Raw genomic sequence first — 19,164 nt, 5'->3', positions numbered from 1 at the left:
TTTTTACTTGAAGATTCTGCTCAAAGGATTATAATAGTAGGTAACGAAAAAAGGAGATTGCTATGTCAGAATTAACGAAAGAATTTACAGACCAGCTCTATGCCAATTATGAAGCAAACGTGAAATATGCGGCTCTTGAAAATGCTGTTACCCATAATGGGATTCATGCATCGCTTGAAACGCGCAAGAGTGCAGTAGAACATACACCAGTCTTTTCACTTGATTTGACCAAGGACAAGGTTACAAACCAAAAAGCATCTGGACGTTGTTGGATGTTTGCGGCTTTAAATACCTTCCGTCACAAGATGATTTCAAGCTTCCAATTGGAGGATTTTGAATTGTCTCAAGCACATACTTTCTTTTGGGATAAGTATGAAAAATCAAACTGGTTTTTGGAGCAAGTGATTGCTACAGCGGACCAAGAGTTGACCAGCCGTAAGGTGGCTTTTCTCCTACAAACCCCACAACAAGATGGTGGTCAATGGGATATGGTGGTATCCCTCTTTGAGAAATACGGAGTGGTTCCAAAATCAGTTTATCCAGAATCGATTTCTTCAAGCAATAGCCGGGAATTGAACACCTACCTCAATAAACTCTTGCGTCAAGATGCGCAAATCTTGCGTGACTTGATTCACTCAGGCGCAGATAGTGAGGCAGTTGCGAGCAAGAAACAAGCGCTGTTGCAAGAAATTTTTAACTTCTTGGCTATGTCTTTAGGATTGCCTCCACGTGAATTTGACTTTTCATACCGTGATAAGGACAACCAATTCCATAGTGAAAGTGGCTTAACTCCACAAAGCTTCTACAAAAAATATGTAGACCTTCAATTAGACGATTACGTCTCTATTATCAATGCCCCAACTACAGACAAGCCATATGGAAAATCTTACACCGTAGATATGCTGGGCAATGTGGTTGGTAGCCGTCCAGTCCGCTACCTAAATGTTCCAATGGATCGATTGAAAGAATTAGCCATTGCTCAAATGAAAGCAGGAGAAACTGTCTGGTTTGGTTCAGATGTAGGCCAAGTCAGCAACCGTAAAGCGGGAATCCTGGCAACAGATGTCTACGATTTTGAAGCAGGCATGGACATTCATTTGACACAAGACAAGGCGGGTCGCTTGGACTATGCAGAAAGCCTCATGACACACGCTATGGTCTTGACAGGGGTTGATTTAGACGAAGCAGGTCAGTCTCGTAAATGGAAGGTTGAAAATTCATGGGGAGACAAGGTCGGTACAGATGGTTACTTTGTGGCTTCTGATGCTTGGATGGATGAATATACCTATCAAATCGTGGTTCGTAAAGAATTCCTAACAGCAGACGAATTAGCAGCCTATGAAGCAGAACCAATTGTCCTAGCACCGTGGGATCCAATGGGAGCTTTAGCAAAATAATGATATAGAAAAGAGCCGAAAGGCTCTTTTCAGATTGAAGACAAAATATCTTAAAAACTTTCCTTAGGTGAGTACGGACGTCAGCGAACTTCTTTAAAGTTCCATGACTAATTATTGAGTCTAAGGTCTCAATAATTCCGAGTGCCTGAAACAATAACGTTTCAAGCACTTTTCTCACAGCGGAAAGTTTCAGTATTTTCTTAAATCGATTTAAATATTGGAACTCAATTTTGTTTTTTGCAGAATCACTTAACTTATTTTGCTTTAAAATAGTTTGTCTACATTCTAATAAGAGCCGAAAGGCTCTTTTTTTTATATACTCAAAAATAAAAAAGCTGGGAAGTCTAACTAAATAAATCAGATTTTATTCGTTCTGGTTTTTTAACCATTGTTTTAAAAAAAGCCGGGCAAAAGCCCGACTTCTCTGTTATATTATTCGTTATGATTGTTAGATTCTTGTGAAGAAGGCTCAGATGGTTTAGATTGATTTTCTTCGTTCGAAGAGCTAGACGATGGTTCTTCATACGAATACTGATCAGTGGAATAACTTGGCTCATAGTAGTAGTTATTGTAGTTGTTCTTACCATTGTTTAAGTAGAGATAAGAACCACTTCGATACAGTCCACTTGGTTGCGTCCAATCCGTATGACCAGAGTTATTATTATTAGCAAGATAGAGCATCATTTGACGGTAGACATCCGTTGCGACCTGTATTCCATTATCCAATACTGGTGTAAAGCGATTGGAATAACCCGTCCAGACGGCCATAGCATATTCAGGTGTGTATCCTACGAATAATTCATCTGGTGTCACAATACTTGAATAACCTGTATTTTTTGTTAACTTATTGACCTCGTTATCATCATAGTTTGATGTACCAGTCTTACCAGCTTGGTAGATTCCCGAAATGGCAGCATTTGTACCGGTACCAGACAAGAGAACTGTCTTCATCATATCTGTCATCATGTAGGCAGTTGTTGCTTTCATTGCACGAGTTCCTTCGGACTCAAATTCCTTGGTTGTGCCATCACTAAAGACAACCCGACTAACATAGGATGGTTTGTAATAGGTACCGCCATTGGCAAAAGCAGCATAGGCAGCTGCCATTTTCTCACTGCTGGCTCCGTATTTGTTGCTAGAATCGCTAGTGTTACTCGAGATAGCGTTGGCGTAAACCATTTCTGGGTAATCGATCCCTAATCCATTGAGGAATTTCTTAGCTTGTTTAAGACCAACTTTTTCCAGGGCCTTCACCGCAGGCACGTTACGAGATTGTTGAATTGCGTAGGTAATGGACATGCTACCATAGTATGAACGGTCCCAGTTGTAGACAGGCGTTGATGAATGAGGGAAGTTGTATGGCGCATCTGTTGTAGTAGCTGCTGTAGAGGTATATTCCTCATGTTCAAGAGCTGGTGCGTAATCTGTGATTGGTTTCATTGATGAACCCCAGTCACGGTTCGTTTCAACCGCTTGGTTGGTACCGAAGGAAACGTTGCTAGATTGGTGACGAGAGCCAAGTTGTGCAATGACTTTACCAGTATTAACATCGATAACTGTTGAAGCTACTTGCAATTCATCATCTGGATAGTTGACATATTCATCTGTATTGTAGATATCCCATAGTTTCTTTTGAGCTTCTGTATCCACGTTTGTATAGACATCCATTCCGGTTGTCAACAAATTGTAGCCCGTTTCTTCTTCGACTTGCTCGATCACTTCTTTTAGGTAATTATCCATATAAGCTGGATAACTGCTTGAAGAGCTAAGACTTTGAAGACCATCTGTAACAGGTGTATTCACTGCCGCTTCGTATTGTTTATTGGAAATGGACTTCATATCGAGCATTTCTTTTAAAACTAAGTTTCGGCGTTGAAGTGCCGCTTCGGGATGAGAATAAGGATCGTATTGGTTCGGCGCTTGAGGCATCCCTGCTAGAAGCGCTACTTGAGGGAGCGATAGATCTTTTAGGTCTTTTCCATAATAGCTTTTTGCAGCTGTCTGCATTCCATAGTTCCCATTCGCCATAAATACTTTATTAACGTAATAGGTCAAGATTTCTTGTTTGGTTGCTTTCTTTTCCAACTGAGTTGCTAACCAAGCTTCTTGGATCTTACGAGAGAGGGTACGGTCAGAGGCTGAAGTGGAGAAATAGGTTAACTTGATCAATTGTTGCGTCAAGGTTGACCCACCTTGACTTCCTCCTCGCAAGTTGTGAAGGAAGGAACCGCCGATCCGAATAATATCGACCCCACGGTGATTGAAGAAACGGTGGTCTTCAATCGCTACGATAGCATTGACCAAATCAGTAGGGATTTCATTGGCTGTGACATTGATTCGTTTCTCAGCCCCCAAATCTGCGATCAAGTTATTTTGGTTGTCATAGATCTTACTAGATGTTGTTGCAACCAAATCTTTTTCAGACAAGGTTGGTGCTTTCATAGCATAGTAACCAAATATCAGTCCACCGAGGACAAATAAAAGTAAGAAAAATGAAATGGCTGCGATGGCAACATATTTCAACCATTGAATGACTGTTTGTTTATTCATTTAAATACCACCTAGAAGTTTCTGTTCGATAATATCAAGATAAGGAACGCTTGGAAGACGATTCTTATCTACTAGAAAGCCGTGCTCCTGAATATAGGAGAGGGGCATGGATTTACTACCATGATCGATGTTGTAATAGTGAATTAATGCAGGAGCAGGAAGTAAGTAGGTTTCACTCAACTTTGCAAAATGCAAGAGAACGAAACAGATACCGCCTTGCTGGACAACCGCCTCCATATGATCGATCTGATGTTGATGAAAATTTTTCATCGGCATGGATTGCTTTTGCTGTGTTTCCTTAGCTTCAAAATCGATATAGTGTCCCTTGTATACTCCAGAATAGTCCGTCGTTGAGGCTTGCCTGAAATAGGCTTCAACAATTTTTGCCCGACTGCGACGTGGATAATCCACTTTCACGATTTGAATCGGTGTTGGTTTTTTATGGATGACAGCTAGACCTCGAGAAAGATAGTATTGATTACTTTCATTGATCATTTTTTCAAATGTCATCCCACGATTCGCAAAGTCGATCGGATGTTTCTTTTGTGTAGAGACCAAGGTTTTTTTGGCTACTTTATGTGGATAGTTGACCATAGTTCTCCTTATTGGTACAATTACATCACTCTATTATATCATAAATTAGAATAATGAGGAAAAAATGAATACCATACTTGTTGCAGGTTATAAGAGTTTTGATGTGGGCGTCTTTTCCAATAAAGACCCTCGACTGACCATTATCAAAAAAGCCATTGAAAGAGATCTTCGTCGTTTATTTGAAGAAGGAGTGAAATGGCTGGTCTTTTCTGGTAATTTGGGATTTGAGGCTTGGGTACTAGAGGTCGCCTTTGCATTAAAAAAAGATTACGATTTTCAAATGGCGACGATCTTCCTATTTGAGAATGTTGGCGAAAATTGGAATGAAAGCAATCAGGAATTATTAGCACGCTTCAAACAGGTGGATTTTGTGAAATATGCCTATCCCCACTATAGCAATCCGGGTCAACTAAAAGAATACAATCAGTTTTTGATAGATAACGCGGATGGAGCTTATGTTTTTTATGATCCAGAAAATGAAACCAATTTAAAATATCTTTACAAAATGATGGTAGAAAAAGAACCATTTTATGTCAAACAATTAAGTTTTGATGACTTAAATGAACTTGCTGAAAATTTTTACGAAAACTAAGTGTTATACCTTGATTTTTCTTACCATTTTTTTATATAATTGAGATGATGAACTAGATTGGAGAGAGTAATGGCGAGTATTATTTTTACTGCGAAAGATATTTTTGATCAAGATTTCAAACGAGAAGTTCGTGGTTATAATAAAGATGAAGTAAATGAATTTTTGGATGATGTCATAAAAGACTATGAAACCTATGCTGCTTTGGTGAAAGAATTGCGTGAAGAAAACGCCCGCCTTCGTGAAGAACTTGCCCAAAAAGCACAGGAAACACCACAAACATCTCCGATTGCTAGCACTGCTACGCAAGAATTCCCGCAAGTGACAACAGCGACGAACTTTGATATTCTCAAACGTCTCAATCGTTTGGAAAAAGAAGTTTTTGGGAAACAGATCGTAGATCGCGATTATTAATCCCATAGATTGTGCAATTTTTGGATAATCGCGTGAGAGAATCCTCTCATGAGGAAAGTCCATGCTAGCACAGGCTGTGATGCCTGTAGTGTTTGTGCTAGGTGAATCCATAAGCCTAGGGACTTGGTATTCAAGTTACGGCGAGTGAAGGAGCTAAGTCTAAGGATAAGCTCTAGTAACTCTGAAAGTGCCACAGTGACGTAGTTTTTAGGGAAACCTAAAAAGTGGAACGAGGTAAACCCCTCAAGCTAGCAACCCAAACTTTGGTCGGGGCATGGAATGCGTGGAAACGAACATAGCATTCTGACTGGAAACAGTAGACAGATGATTATCGAAGGAAATGGTACCTAGTCATTTCTGGAACAAAACATGGCTTATAGAAAATTGCATATAGGTTGATGAGGTGGAGAGAGATCTCAACCTCCTTTTTTAAAGTGATAGGAATAAGATGAAAAAACAATTTGAATTGATTGCAACGGTCGCTGCTGGCTTAGAGGCTGTTGTTGGTCGAGAACTACGCGATCTCGGTTACGATTGCCAGGTTGAAAATGGACGGGTTCGATTTCAAGGAGACCGTCGAGCAATCATAGAAACCAACCTCTGGTTGCGCGCGGCTGATCGAGTGAAAATTGTGGTTGGGACTTTTCCAGCCAAAACCTTCGAAGAACTCTTTCAAGGTGTTTTTGCTTTGGATTGGGAAAATTATTTGCCTTTAGGAGCACGTTTTCCTATTTCTAAGGCTAAATGTGTCAAATCAAAGCTGCATAATGAACCTAGCGTTCAGGCCATTTCGAAAAAAGCAGTGGTTAAAAAGTTACAAAAACACTATGCCCGACCAGAAGGTGTTCCTCTCATGGAAAATGGGGCAGAGTTCAAGATCGAAGTATCGATCCTTAAAGATCAAGCCACTGTCTTGATTGATACCACTGGTAGTAGCCTCTTCAAACGTGGTTATCGGACTGAAAAAGGGGGAGCCCCTATTAAGGAAAATATGGCAGCAGCAATTCTTCTGTTGTCAAACTGGTATCCAGATAAACCCTTGATTGACCCGACATGTGGTTCTGGAACGTTTTGTATTGAGGCGGCAATGATTGCGAGAAATATGGCACCTGGTTTACGTCGGACCTTTTCTTTTGAAGAATGGAACTGGATGGATGATCGCTTGATTCATGAAGTCCGTCAAGAAGCAAGCAGAAAAATCAATCGCGAGATCGAATTGGATATTATGGGAACCGATATCGATGCACGGATGGTTGAGATTGCCAAAGAAAATGCCCAGAAAGCGAGCGTTAGCAGTGATATTACTTTCAAACAAATGCGAGTCCAAGATCTTCACTCAGATAAGATCAACGGGGTGATTATCTCCAATCCTCCATATGGAGAACGCTTATCCGATGATGAGGGTGTGACGAAATTGTATACTGAAATGGGGCACGTATTTGCACCTCTCAAAACCTGGAGTAAATTTATCTTAACCAGTGATGAAGGTTTTGAATCTAAATTCGGTAGTAAAGCAGATAAAAAACGAAAACTTTATAACGGAACCCTAAAAGTTGATCTCTACCAATATTTTGGGGAACGAGTAAAACGGCAGATTAAGGCATAGAAAGGATTTTTATGACAGAGAAGGATAAAAAGCCATTAGAGCAAGAAACAGAATCAATTTTAGAGTTTGAAGATGCTAAAGAGATGACGATTGGGCAGGCCAATCGAAAGGCAGAAGAAATCGAAGCAGGTGTCACTGAAGGTGATAATGTCTTAGACAAATACATCAAACAACACCGAGCAGAAATTGAAGCTGAAAAATACGATACAAAAATTTTGGCCAAAGAAGAATTGGCTAAAGCTGAAGAGTTGGCAGCTACAGAAACAGTTGCAGAAGTAGCTGAAGCAGTGGCGGCACCGGAAGTGACGGAAACGGTCTTGGAACAAAGGCCTGAAATGGATGCTATCTCAACAGAATTACCTGCTAAGATTAAATTTGGACCCACACCAACTGAACCAATTGTAGAAGCAGAGGAGCTTCCTGAGGAAACACCAAGCAATGCGGGTAAACGAATCAAAGCAGTTCTATACTCTGCATTAGGTCTAGCGATTGTCGGGTCAGCCATTTTTGTGACCTATAACTGGATGCACAGTCGTGGGAAATCTGGTGGTACAACTGTTGTATCGTCTTCATCTAGCAAGTCATCTTCTACTTCTAAATCAAGTAGCAGTGAAACACAAGCTCAAAAATTGGAAGAGTTTACCAAAGCCTACGATGCCTTTTTTGTAGATGAATCAAAAAGTTCTCTTAAAAATGATAAATTTGGAGACTTGGAAAATCTTAAAAAACTGCTGGACAAATTAGAAGGAAGCAGTGATTATAATGCGGCTAAAACAAAATATGAAGACCTTGTGAAGAAAGTTTCTGCTATTCAAAAAGTGAATTCTCAATTCAGTTCTCCAGTCATCAAAGATGGAGTTCTTGATGCAACTGCCAAAGCGAAAAGTGATGCGACCTTTGCAGAAACAAAGACAGGCAATGAAAAATTAGATAGCTTATTGAATGAAGCAGTTGCGCAAGGACGTTCACAACAAGTTGCGACACCGGCACCAGTGACTGGAACAGGAGGTACAGATACTTCTAATGCAACTCCAGTCCCAGCTCAAGCAGCAACGCCTACGGCCCCAGCTGTCAATGCTGCTACAGGTAGTGCAGGAACGGCAAACCCAGGCTATTCAGGGTACGGTCTTCCAAGCGATGGTGTCCCACTTCAGCGGAACTTGAGCCGTGTGCCGTATAATCAAGCGGCTATCAATGATGTGAATAACCCAGCTTGGATATTTGGTGATGGGATCCTTGAAAAAGTATTGAACATTGCTCGTAAACGTGGACATATCACTGGCAATCAATACATTTTAGAGCGTGTCAATATCATTAACGGTAATGGCTATTACAACCTCTTCAAACCAGATGGAACCTATCTCTTTAGTATCAATGCCAAAACTGGTTATTTCGTAGGAAACGGAAAAGGTCATTCAGATGCTCTGGATTATTAATGCTTGATCAGACATCCCCTTTTTGGGAAAAATGACAAAAAAAAGAGAGTGGGACAGAAATCGGTAATTCGTTAGAATTCGATTTCGTCGTCCCACCTCCGCACAGTTGAGTAGGGCTGTAAAAACTGATGAAATCAGCGTAGTAGAGCCCACTCAACCACTGCGTCTTGCTCGACAATCCAAAAACAATTGAGAGGCTAGGACTTTTGTCCCAGCCTCTTTTTCGTATTAAACAAGATGACGTTCAAATGGATCATCTGAGATTCCTTGATCTAGAATCAGGCGACACCATTCTTTGGCTGAGAAGAGGCTGTGGTCCTTGTAATTTCCACAAGACTCAATGGTTGTGCCTGGCACATCCTCCCAAGTGCTGACAGATGCAATTTCTTCTAAAGATTCTTTGATTACTTTAGCAATTTCCGTACTCGAATGCTGTCCCCACATGATCATATGAAAACCGGTGCGACATCCAAATGGGGAACAATCAATCATACCATCGATGCGTTTGCGAATAAGCATTGCAAGAAGGTGCTCGATCGTGTGGAGCCCTGCCGTTGGAATCGCATTTTCATTGGGTTGCACTAAACGAATATCAAAGTTGGAGATGATGTCTCCTTTGGGTCCAGTTTCTTCCCCAATCAAGCGTACATAGGGAGCCTTCACAGCCGTGTGGTCCAATTCAAAACTTTCAACAATTACTTCTTTTGTCATACTCAAATCCTTCTTTGTTTTTCTTGATTATAGCATAAAAAAGCAGATTCAACAAAGTGGAAATAAATGAATTCCTAACAGATGTTCCATGAAAGAAACGTGGATAAAAGAACAAGCGTTAAACAAAAATATAAAAGGTTTTTCCTGTTTTTTTAGATTGTTAATTTTAGTAATTTATGGTAAAATGAAAAAGAATTTTTAATTCAACTAATTAAATAGATTTGGGGTAAAAGCATGAATTTTGTTATTACAGGTGTTTTTGCCGCGGTCATTGGTTTAGTCATTGGATATGTGGGAACTGCTCTTAAAATGAAAGCTTCAAAAGAAGCTGCGGAACTCACCCTTTTGAATGCTGAACAAGAAGCAACGAATTTACGTGGACAGGCTGAACGTGAAGCCGATTTGATTTTAAAAGAGGCGAAGCATGAGTCAAGTTCACTTAAAAAAGAAGCACTTTTGGAGGCAAAGGAAGAAGCCAGAAAATATCGTGAAGAGGTCGATGCTGAGTTTAAGTCAGAACGACAAGAATTGAAGCAATTAGAAAGCCGTTTGGCAGAACGTGCTAGCAATCTTGATCGCAAAGACGACATTTTAACAAGCAAAGAACAGTCTCTTGAACACAAAGAGCAAAGTCTTACAGATAGAACTAAACACATTGATGCGCGTGAACAACAGCTGGAAGAGCTTGAACACAAGAAAGTAGAAGAACTGGAACGTGTCGCTGCTCTAAGTCAAGGAGAAGCGCGTGACATTATTTTGAGTCAGACGGAAGAGCAACTTTCAAAAGAAATTGCCTCACGGATTCGTGATGCTGAATTGGAAGTGAAAGAACGTTCTGATAAAATCGCAAAAGACATTCTCGTGCAAGCTATGCAGCGAATGGCAGGTGATTTTGTTGCTGAGCAAACAAACTCAACGGTTCATTTGCCAGATGATAGCATGAAGGGCCGTATTATCGGTCGTGAAGGACGCAATATTCGTACCTTTGAGAGCTTGACAGGTGTCGATGTGATTATCGATGATACGCCTGAGGTGGTGACCTTGTCAGGATTTGATCCGATTCGTCGTGAAATTGCCCGTATGACAATGGAGAGCCTTCTCAAAGATGGTCGGATCCATCCAGCCCGCATCGAAGAGCTGGTTGAGAAGAACCGTCAGGAAATTGACAATCGTATTCGTGAATACGGTGAGGCCGCTGCCTATGAAATCGGTGCGCCAAACCTCCATCCAGATTTGATGAAAATCATGGGACGGTTGCAATTCCGTACTTCTTATGGTCAAAATGTTTTGCGTCACTCCATTGAAGTTGCCAAACTTTCTGGTATTATTGCTAGCGAGTTGGGTGAAAATGCTACCTTGGCACGACGTGCAGGATTCTTACATGATATCGGAAAAGCGATTGACCGTGAAGTGGAAGGAAGTCACGTTGAAATTGGGACAGAATTGGCACGGAAGTACAAGGAACACCCAGTGGTGGTCAATACCATTGCCAGTCACCATGGTGACGTGGAACCCGAAAGTGTCATCGCAGTCATTGTCGCTGCAGCGGATGCCTTGAGTGCAGCTCGACCTGGAGCACGAAGTGAGTCACTTGAAAGCTACATCAAACGCTTGCAAGATCTTGAAGAAATTGCAAATAGTTTTGAAGGAGTTAAGACAAGTTTCGCCCTTCAAGCAGGTCGTGAAATCCGTATTATGGTTAGCCCTGAGGCAATCAAGGATGATAAAGTGACGATCTTAGCTCATGATATTCGTGAGAAGATCGAATCTAATCTTGAATATCCTGGAAACATTAAGGTTACCGTTATTCGAGAATTGCGTGCAGTCGATTACGCAAAATAAACAAAAAGCTTGAGATCTAGCATCTCAAGCTTTTTGAATGAAAAAATCAGTTGAAAATTAGGCCGTTTTTTGTTACACTAGTTAGAAAGACATTGAAGGAGAAATCATGGCGGATCGTGGCTTATTAATCGTATTTTCTGGCCCTTCGGGGGTTGGAAAAGGAACGGTCAGACGAGAAATTTTTGAAAACTCGGACAATCAGTTTCAGTATTCTGTATCGATGACGACGCGTGCACAACGTCCAGGTGAAGTGGATGGTGTCGACTATTTTTTCCGTACACGTGAAGAATTTGAAGATTTGATCCGTCAAGGGCAAATGTTGGAGTATGCTGAGTACGTTGGAAATTACTATGGGACTCCTTTAACCTATGTGAATGAAACCTTGGACGAGGGAATCGATGTATTCCTTGAAATTGAAGTTCAGGGTGCACTTCAAGTAAAGAAGAAAGTTCCAGATGCAGTTTTTATTTTCTTAACTCCGCCTGATTTGGATGAATTGCAAGATCGATTAGTTGGTCGCGGGACAGATAGTGCAGAAGTCATTGCGCAACGGATTGAAAAAGCAAAAGAAGAAATCGCCATGATGCGTGAATATGACTACGCCATTGTGAACGACGAGGTTCCTCTTGCTGCTGAGCGTGTCAAACGTGTGATCGAAGCAGAGCATTTCCGTGTAGACCGTGTCATTGGCCATTATCTGGATATGTTACCAAAAACACAAACTATTGTGAAGAGATAAATAATTAGAAATTAGGTATAGGAATATGATGTTAAAACCTTCTATTGATACATTGCTTGACAAAGTACCATCAAAATATTCATTGGTCATTCTTGAGGCAAAACGGGCCCACGAATTGGAAAGTGGTGCAGTACCCACTCAAGAATTCCAATCAGTTAAATCAACATTACAAGCGCTTGAAGAAATTGAGTCCGGAAACGTAGTTGTTCACCCGGATCCAGAAGCAAAACGTGAAGCGCTTCGTCGTCGGATTGAAGCAGAGCGGATTCGCAAAGAAGAAGAAGAGCGCAAAATTAAGGAACAAATTGCCAAAGAAAAAGAAGATGGTGAAAAAATTTAAGGTTGGGGCTTCTCAATCTTATTTTTTGCTATTTAAAGGGTTCCGTGATAAAGTAAAGCTCATATGATAGAGGCTGGAGGTGAAAAAGTGATAGCAAAAGTCATCGTAGACGTCCCATTGATGCAGACAGATAAACCCTATTCGTATCAGATTCCATCAGAATTTGAAGATATGGTTGAGGCGGGAATGCGAGTTCATGTTCCCTTTGGTAAAGGGAATCGCCTCATTCAAGGGATTGTGGTAGACGTTGTAGAAGAGGCAGATACAAGCGAGGAATTGAAGGCGATTGGAGAGGTATTAGACTACACTCCAGTCTTAAATCAAGAGCAGTTCTGGTTGGCAGATCAATTGCGAAAAAGTGTCTTTTCCTACAAAATAACAATTTTAAAAGCCATGCTTCCCTCACTTCTTAATTCCAGTTATGACAAGATTTTGTATCCTCAACCATCTTTGGATCCAACTCTCAAAGAGAAACTTTTTTGTGAAAAAAATGAAGTTTCTTTTTCTTCTCTAGATGTGGCCGATCAAGCCCAAGTGATGCGGTTGGTCAGAAAAGGTGATTTGGTACTTGAATACAAGGCCAAGGATAAGAAACAAATTAAAACAGAAAAATGGTATCGCGTTAACCAGGAACGATTAAAAGAACTGCAACCGACTGCGAGAGCTAAAAAAAGACTAGTATTGAAAGAACGCCTGTTGCTAGAGCAAGAGGAGCAACCTTTAGCAGGATTGTATCAGGATTTTTCACGAGAAGTAGTGGCCTATTTTATTGATCAGGATATATTAGAAATTACCGAACGAGAAGTGAATCGGGCAGCATCTTACTATGAAGGAAAAAAACAAACCCGAGCTTTAGTCTTAAATCCAGAACAATCAAAGGCTGTAAAAACAGTTGTTTCTAAACTTGGGAAAGAATCAAAGCCCTTCTTATTAGAAGGTGTGACTGGAAGTGGGAAAACAGAAGTTTATCTGCAGATTATTCAGGAAGTTCTAAATAAGGGGAAAACGGCTATTATGTTGGTTCCTGAGATTTCCCTGACGCCACAGATGACGGATCGTTTTATTTCCCGTTTTGGTCAGGAAGTAGCCATTCTACACTCGGGCTTATCAAATGGTGAGAAGTATGATCAATGGCGAAAAGTTGAACGTGGGGAGGCCAAGGTAGTCGTTGGAGCACGCTCAGCCATCTTTGCTCCTTTAAAAAACATCGGAGCGATCATTATTGATGAGGAGCACGAGGCTTCCTACAAACAAGATAGTAATCCACGCTACCACGCAAGGGATGTCGCAGTCCTAAGGGCTCAGTACAATCAAGCAGTCTTGCTTCTTGGATCTGCTACACCAAGTTTAGAATCACGGGCTCGTGCAACAAAAGGGGTTTATGAATTAATTCGTCTAACCCAGCGGGCCAATCCGGCAGCCAAAATTCCAGAAGTTAAAGTCGTTGATTTTCGTGATTATATTGGCCAAAATGAAGCTGGTAACTTCACTCCGGTTCTAGTGGAAGCTATTGCTGATCGCTTGCAGAAAAAAGAGCAGGTTGTCTTGATGTTGAACCGCCGTGGTTATTCCAGTTTTGTCATGTGTCGCGAGTGTGGAACTGTAGATACTTGTCCCAATTGTGACATCTCACTGACCCTCCATATGGATACTAAAACCATGAACTGTCATTATTGTGGCTATAGTAAAGCGATTCCTCGACACTGTCCAAATTGCCAAAGTCCTTCTATTCGTTATTACGGGACAGGAACGCAAAAAGCCTATGATGAATTACAAGAGATCTTTCCTGAAGCTAAAATTCTGCGCATGGATGTGGATACCACTCGAAAAAAAGGGAGCCACGCAGCGATATTAGATGCTTTCGGGAATGGAGAAGCGGATATTTTGTTAGGGACGCAAATGATTGCGAAGGGCTTGGATTTTCCAAATGTGACGTTAGTGGGTGTCTTGAATGCGGATACTTCTTTAAATTTACCGGATTATCGATCCTCTGAGAGAACCTTTCAACTCTTGACTCAGGTGGCAGGAAGGGCCGGACGAGCAGAGAAAGAAGGAGAGGTTATCATTCAAAGCTACAACCCCAATCATTATGCGATTCGATTTGCCAAAGACCAAGATTATGAAGGTTTTTTTGCCTATGAAATGCAGATTCGCCGGCAGTTAGGCTATACGCCTTATTACTTCACAGTTGGACTAACCCTATCTCATAAGAGTGAGGAAATGGTGATGGAGAAGTCACATCAGGTCATGGAAATTCTCCGATCTGGCTTATCTGATCAGGTCCAAATCTTAGGACCAACACCTAAACCAATTGCACGCACACATAATTTGTATCATTATCAAATCATTGTGAAATATCGTTTTGAAGTAGGTATGACACAGGTCTTGAATCAAATCTTAGAATTTACGCAAGAAAGAGGCAACCAAGATCTACGTGTCAGTATTGATAATGAACCTCAAAGTTTCATGTAAGGAAGAAAGAAATGACAAAATTAATTTTTATGGGAACGCCTGATTTTTCAGCGACTGTTTTAAAGGGATTGTTAGCAGATTCGCGCTATGAAATTCTGGCGGTTGTGACTCAACCCGACCGCAAAGTAGGTCGCAAAAAAGAGATTCGAATGACCCCGGTGAAGCAGGTAGCTTTGGAACATCAACTACCGGTTCTTCAGCCGGAGAAATTATCGGGTAGTCCAGAAATGGAAACTCTCTTATCACTAGATGCAGATGGAATTGTGACCGCTGCTTTTGGACAATTTTTACCGACAAAATTGTTGGAGAACTTCCAATTTGCGGTGAATGTCCACGCGTCTTTATTGCCTAAATATAGAGGTGGAGCTCCCATTCACTATGCCTTGATCAATGGTGATGAAGAAGCTGGGGTTACAATTATGGAAATGGTCAAGGAAATGGATGCCGGAGACATGATTGCAACTCGTTCTCTCCCAATTTTAGATGAGGACAATGTGGGAACCTTGTTTGAAAAATTGTCTGTCCTTGGACGTGACCTACTCCTAGATACTTTGCCAGCATACCTGGCAGGGGAGATCAAGCCAAGTCCACAAGATCCAAGTTTGGTCACATTTTCACCGAATATTTTACCGGAAGAAGAGGTTTTGGACTGGACCAAAACCAATCGCCAAGTCTTTAACCAGATCCGGGGGATGAATCCTTGGCCAGTTGCTCATACGTTATTAAATGGTCAGCGCTTTAAAGTTTATGAAGCAGAGCTATGCGAAGGAAATGGAAATCCAGGAGAAGTGATTGCTTTGACCAAAAAAGAGTTGGTGGTCGCTGCAGGAGAAGGCGCATTGTCCCTCAAAGTTGTGCAGCCGGCAGGAAAACCAAAAATGTCCATCACAGACTTTTTGAATGGCGCTGGCCGTCAATTGAAAGTAGGAGATCACTTTGAAAGTTAAACAAATGAATGCGCGTGAACAGATCGTTCGAGTGTTAGAAGAGGTTTTTGAACAGGGAGCTTATTCTAATATTGCTTTAAATCAAGCGCTGGAACATTCTCAACTTTCAGATAAGGATAGAAGCTTTGTTACGGAAGTTGTATACGGTACTGTAGCACGGAAGATAACACTCGAGTGGTATCTCGCCCACGTAATTGAAGACCGGACGAAATTAGATCCTTGGCTCTATTATCTTTTGATGATGAGTTTGTATCAACTTGTCTATTTAGACCGAATTCCCGATCATGCCATCGTCAATGAAGCTGTCCGGATAGCAAAACGTCGTAAAGAAGGCAGTGAGAAGTTTGTCAATGCTATTCTTAGAAAGCTCCTCCGCGAGGGGCTACCAGCTGTTGATACGATCAAGCGAAAGAACAAACGTTATTCGGTAGAGTATTCCCTACCTGTATGGTTGGTCAAAGCATTGATCGAAGAATACGGTGAAGAACGTGCTTGCGCTATTTTTAAGAGTCTCTATCAGCGTAATAAATCCAGTATTCGTGTGATTGATTTGGACGAAAAAGAAGAGTTGGCTCAGCTACTCGAAGCAACCTCCTCTCTACTTGCTTCGTCCGCTCTCGTGAAAGAGCAGGGACATTTTGCGGCGCATTCCTTGTTTAAAGAAGGGCGCATTACTATTCAAGACGAGTCCAGTCAATTGGTGGCACCAGCTTTGGATTTGCAAGGAGATGAGTGGGTTTTAGATGCCTGTGCGGCGCCAGGTGGAAAGACGACTCACCTGGCTTCTTATCTCACAACTGGGAAAGTCACAGCCTTGGATCTGTATGATCATAAATTGAAATTGATTCAAGAAAATGCCAATCGGCTCCATGTTGCGGACAAAATTTTGACAAAGAAGTTAGATGCGACAAAAGTCTTTGAAACATTTGGACCTGATGCTTTCGATAAAATTTTGGTGGATGCGCCTTGTTCAGGGATTGGTTTGATACGGAGAAAGCCTGATATCAAGTACAATAAAGAGAGTGCAGATTTTGTATCTTTACAAGCTATTCAATTGGCAATCCTGGATAGTGTTTGTCAAAGTGTGCGTAAAGGTGGTATAATAGTGTACAGTACGTGTACAATTATGGGCAAAGAGAATTTTGAAGTGGTGGACCAATTTTTGAAAAACCATCCAAATTTCGAACAAGTCCCATTGGATCACGAAAGAAAAGATATTCTTAAAAATGATTGTATCCTTATTACACCCGAATTATATGGAAGCGACGGCTTCTTTATTAGTCGTTTTAAGAGAATCTCATAATATCAGGAGGAAACTGACAGTATGGATATGACGATCTTAACCGATGTAGGTCAAAGACGGACAAATAACCAAGACTATGCAAATCAATATACAAACAAGGCAGGAAAACCGATGGTTTTTCTTGCTGATGGTATGGGAGGACACCGTGCCGGAAATATTGCTAGTGAAATGGCAGTCACAGACCTAGGTGCGGCTTGGGTTTCTTCTGAGATCGAGACGGTTAATCAAGTACGGGAATGGTTTGCAGAACATTTAGAAGCTGTGAATCGTCGGATTCATTTGGCTGGGCAAGATGATGAGCACAAAGGAATGGGAACGACACTAGAAGCCTTGGCTTTTGTAGAAGGACAAGTGATTTATGCCCACGTTGGGGATTCACGGATTGGCCTCATTCGTCAGGGCGAATACCAGCAGTTGACCAGTGACCATTCTCTTGTAAATGCTCTTTTGCGAGCTGGTCAAATTACAGAGGAAGAAGCTGCCCATCATCCTCAACGTAACATCATCACTCAGTCCATTGGTCAAAAAGATGAGTTAGAGCCGGATTATGGTTTGGTGACGGTTGAAGCAGATGATTATATTTTGATCAATAGTGACGGTTTAACCAATATGATTGGCCCAGATGAAATCAGAGACATTGTCTTGAGTGATGTTTCACTGGAAGAAAAAGCTCAAACCTTGATTCGTTTTGCCAATAATGCTGGAGGCTTGGATAATATCACCGTTGTACTGCTCCACTTTACTGAGGAGGACGCAGCATGATTCAAATCGGCAAAATTTTTGCCGGGCGATATAAAATCATCCAACAAATTGGACGCGGCGGGATGGCAGATGTTTATCTTGCGCGTGATTTGATTTTGGATGGGGAAGAAGTTGCAGTCAAGGTACTGCGTACGAATTACCAGACGGATCCCATTGCAGTTGCGCGTTTTCAGCGTGAAGCAAAGGCGATGGCAGAGCTGGACCATCCAAATATCGTTCGGATTACAGACATTGGCGAAGAAGAAGGGCAACAATACCTTGCAATGGAATATGTTGCAGGTTTAGACTTGAAACGCTATATCAAAGAAAATGCTCCTTTATCAAATGAAGAAGCTGTTCGTTTGATGGGGCAGATCCTTCTAGCTATGCGTCTTGCCCATACGCGTGGCATTATCCATAGAGATTTAAAACCACAGAATGTTCTCTTGACACCAGATGGAACAGCAAAAGTTTCAGACTTTGGGATTGCAGTGGCCTTCGCAGAGACTAGTTTGACTCAGACCAACTCGATGTTGGGGTCGGTTCATTATTTGTCCCCTGAGCAGGCGCGCGGTTCAAAAGCTACGGTGCAAAGTGACATCTACGCGATGGGGATCATTTTCTATGAGATGTTGACAGGACACATTCCTTATGATGGAGATAGTGCAGTTACAATCGCTTTGCAGCATTTTCAAAAGCCACTCCCATCTATTCGGGAAGAGAATAAGAATGTTCCACAAGCTTTAGAAAATGTGGTGATCAAAGCGACAGCTAAAAAACTGACGGATCGCTATAAATCAGTGGCAGAGATGTATGTGGACCTTTCAAGTTGCTTGTCCTACGAGAGAAGAAATGAGAAAAAACTGATTTTTGAAGATCAATCGAAAGCTGATACAAAGACTCTTCCAAAAGTGAGTCCAACTCCAAAGACGGCTCCTGTTCCAATCTCTGAGGTACGCAGTGAAATCAGTTCGGTAGATCCTAATCGACCATTATCTGACCAGCAGACAATGGCACCAAGTAAAAAGCCAAGAAGACGCTTGCGGGCGCGCTACAAGGTATTGTTTGTTGCCATTGCACTAGTTCTTGCAGCCTTTACTTTCTTGTTGTATATGAGTCCAGCCAATAAAACAGTTCCAGATGTTTCCGGCAAAACCATTGCCGAAGCTAGAGCGGTTATTGAGGGACAAGACCTTCAAGTCGGTGAAGAGAAAGAAGAGTACAGTGATTCGGTTGCAGAAGGCTATGTCATTCGGACCAATCCAAATGCAGGTGCTCAAAAGAAAGAACAAAGTCGCATTGATTTGATTGTTTCAAAAGGTCCAAATAGTTTTGAAATGCCAAACTATGTAGGAGAAACACGAGCTAAAGCAGAGGAAGATCTGAAAAATACTTATAAAGTATCAAGCAAAATGATCACGATTGAAGAAGTTGAGACCTTCGATTATGCTGCAGGGACAGTTCTTGAACAAACCCCAGCTCC

At 41.5% G+C, this 19,164-nt stretch carries 16 protein-coding genes and 1 other RNA gene; 14 read left to right on the top strand and 3 right to left on the bottom strand.

Annotated elements, in window-relative coordinates:
• Positions 1-62: 62 nt before the first annotated feature.
• On the top strand, positions 63-1,397 hold the full coding sequence (gene pepC / locus HMPREF2893_RS04080; protein WP_049474365.1) for an aminopeptidase C: 1,335 nt from the start codon (positions 63-65) through the stop codon (positions 1,395-1,397).
• Between the two features lie 432 nt (positions 1,398-1,829).
• Here pepC and pbp1a read toward each other — a convergent pair whose 3' ends face one another.
• Together pbp1a and recU are read right to left on the bottom strand one after the other, a co-directional pair.
• Entirely contained in the window at positions 1,830-3,947 is a 2,118-nt protein-coding gene (gene pbp1a, locus HMPREF2893_RS04075; RefSeq protein WP_070674522.1) for a penicillin-binding protein PBP1A, read from the bottom strand.
• Positions 3,948-4,541, bottom strand: coding sequence for a Holliday junction resolvase RecU (gene recU, locus HMPREF2893_RS04070; RefSeq protein WP_070674519.1), 594 nt, complete (start codon positions 4,539-4,541; stop codon positions 3,948-3,950). It lies immediately after the preceding gene.
• A 64-nt stretch (positions 4,542-4,605) separates the two neighbouring features.
• Here recU and HMPREF2893_RS04065 point away from each other — a divergent pair, with 64 nt between their 5' ends.
• From HMPREF2893_RS04065 to HMPREF2893_RS04045, 5 genes are all read left to right on the top strand, one after another.
• Entirely contained in the window at positions 4,606-5,133 is a 528-nt protein-coding gene (locus tag HMPREF2893_RS04065) for an SLOG family protein (RefSeq protein WP_023920293.1), read from the top strand.
• A gap of 69 nt (positions 5,134-5,202) precedes the next feature.
• Positions 5,203-5,544 carry a cell division regulator GpsB gene (gpsB, locus tag HMPREF2893_RS04060; RefSeq protein ID WP_003010351.1) on the top strand — a complete coding sequence of 114 codons (342 nt, stop codon included), beginning with the start codon at positions 5,203-5,205 and terminating at the stop codon, positions 5,542-5,544.
• A gap of 16 nt (positions 5,545-5,560) precedes the next feature.
• Positions 5,561-5,926, top strand: an RNA gene (rnpB, locus tag HMPREF2893_RS04055) — RNase P RNA component class B.
• A 66-nt stretch (positions 5,927-5,992) separates the two neighbouring features.
• Entirely contained in the window at positions 5,993-7,150 is a 1,158-nt protein-coding gene (locus HMPREF2893_RS04050; RefSeq protein ID WP_070674515.1) for a THUMP domain-containing class I SAM-dependent RNA methyltransferase, read from the top strand.
• Positions 7,151-7,161: 11 nt separating this feature from the next.
• Positions 7,162-8,586 carry a cell division site-positioning protein MapZ family protein gene (locus tag HMPREF2893_RS04045; protein ID WP_024055087.1) on the top strand — a complete coding sequence of 475 codons (1,425 nt, stop codon included), beginning with the start codon at positions 7,162-7,164 and terminating at the stop codon, positions 8,584-8,586.
• A gap of 228 nt (positions 8,587-8,814) precedes the next feature.
• Here HMPREF2893_RS04045 and HMPREF2893_RS04040 read toward each other — a convergent pair whose 3' ends face one another.
• The gene (locus HMPREF2893_RS04040; RefSeq protein ID WP_024054576.1) at positions 8,815-9,297 is read right to left on the bottom strand and encodes an S-ribosylhomocysteine lyase; all 483 of its coding nucleotides are present in this window, start codon (positions 9,295-9,297) and stop codon (positions 8,815-8,817) included.
• Between the two features lie 234 nt (positions 9,298-9,531).
• Here HMPREF2893_RS04040 and HMPREF2893_RS04035 point away from each other — a divergent pair, with 234 nt between their 5' ends.
• From HMPREF2893_RS04035 to pknB, 8 genes are all read left to right on the top strand, one after another.
• The gene (locus HMPREF2893_RS04035) at positions 9,532-11,139 is read left to right on the top strand and encodes a ribonuclease Y (protein WP_049492366.1); all 1,608 of its coding nucleotides are present in this window, start codon (positions 9,532-9,534) and stop codon (positions 11,137-11,139) included.
• Between the two features lie 106 nt (positions 11,140-11,245).
• Entirely contained in the window at positions 11,246-11,878 is a 633-nt protein-coding gene (gene gmk, locus HMPREF2893_RS04030) for a guanylate kinase (RefSeq protein ID WP_061591373.1), read from the top strand.
• 25 nt (positions 11,879-11,903) lie between these two features.
• Entirely contained in the window at positions 11,904-12,218 is a 315-nt protein-coding gene (gene rpoZ, locus HMPREF2893_RS04025; protein ID WP_003010339.1) for a DNA-directed RNA polymerase subunit omega, read from the top strand.
• A gap of 63 nt (positions 12,219-12,281) precedes the next feature.
• The gene (locus HMPREF2893_RS04020) at positions 12,282-14,690 is read left to right on the top strand and encodes a primosomal protein N' (RefSeq protein WP_070674512.1); all 2,409 of its coding nucleotides are present in this window, start codon (positions 12,282-12,284) and stop codon (positions 14,688-14,690) included.
• Between the two features lie 11 nt (positions 14,691-14,701).
• Complete coding sequence (gene fmt / locus HMPREF2893_RS04015) at positions 14,702-15,637, top strand: methionyl-tRNA formyltransferase (RefSeq protein WP_070674509.1); 936 nt, start codon at positions 14,702-14,704, stop codon at positions 15,635-15,637.
• A gap of 4 nt (positions 15,638-15,641) precedes the next feature.
• Positions 15,642-16,940 carry a 16S rRNA (cytosine(967)-C(5))-methyltransferase RsmB gene (gene rsmB / locus HMPREF2893_RS04010; protein WP_398577636.1) on the top strand — a complete coding sequence of 433 codons (1,299 nt, stop codon included), beginning with the start codon at positions 15,642-15,644 and terminating at the stop codon, positions 16,938-16,940.
• 21 nt (positions 16,941-16,961) lie between these two features.
• On the top strand, positions 16,962-17,702 hold the full coding sequence (locus tag HMPREF2893_RS04005; protein WP_049486055.1) for a Stp1/IreP family PP2C-type Ser/Thr phosphatase: 741 nt from the start codon (positions 16,962-16,964) through the stop codon (positions 17,700-17,702).
• Positions 17,699-19,164 (top strand): Stk1 family PASTA domain-containing Ser/Thr kinase (gene pknB, locus HMPREF2893_RS04000; protein WP_070674503.1); only part of this gene is annotated, 1,466 nt, incomplete at its 3' end. The genes HMPREF2893_RS04005 and pknB, both read left to right, overlap by 4 nt.

Source organism: Streptococcus sp. HMSC072C09, assembly GCF_001813105.1.
Lineage (GTDB): Bacteria > Bacillota > Bacilli > Lactobacillales > Streptococcaceae > Streptococcus.
This window is presented reverse-complemented; position numbering and strand designations above follow the sequence as displayed.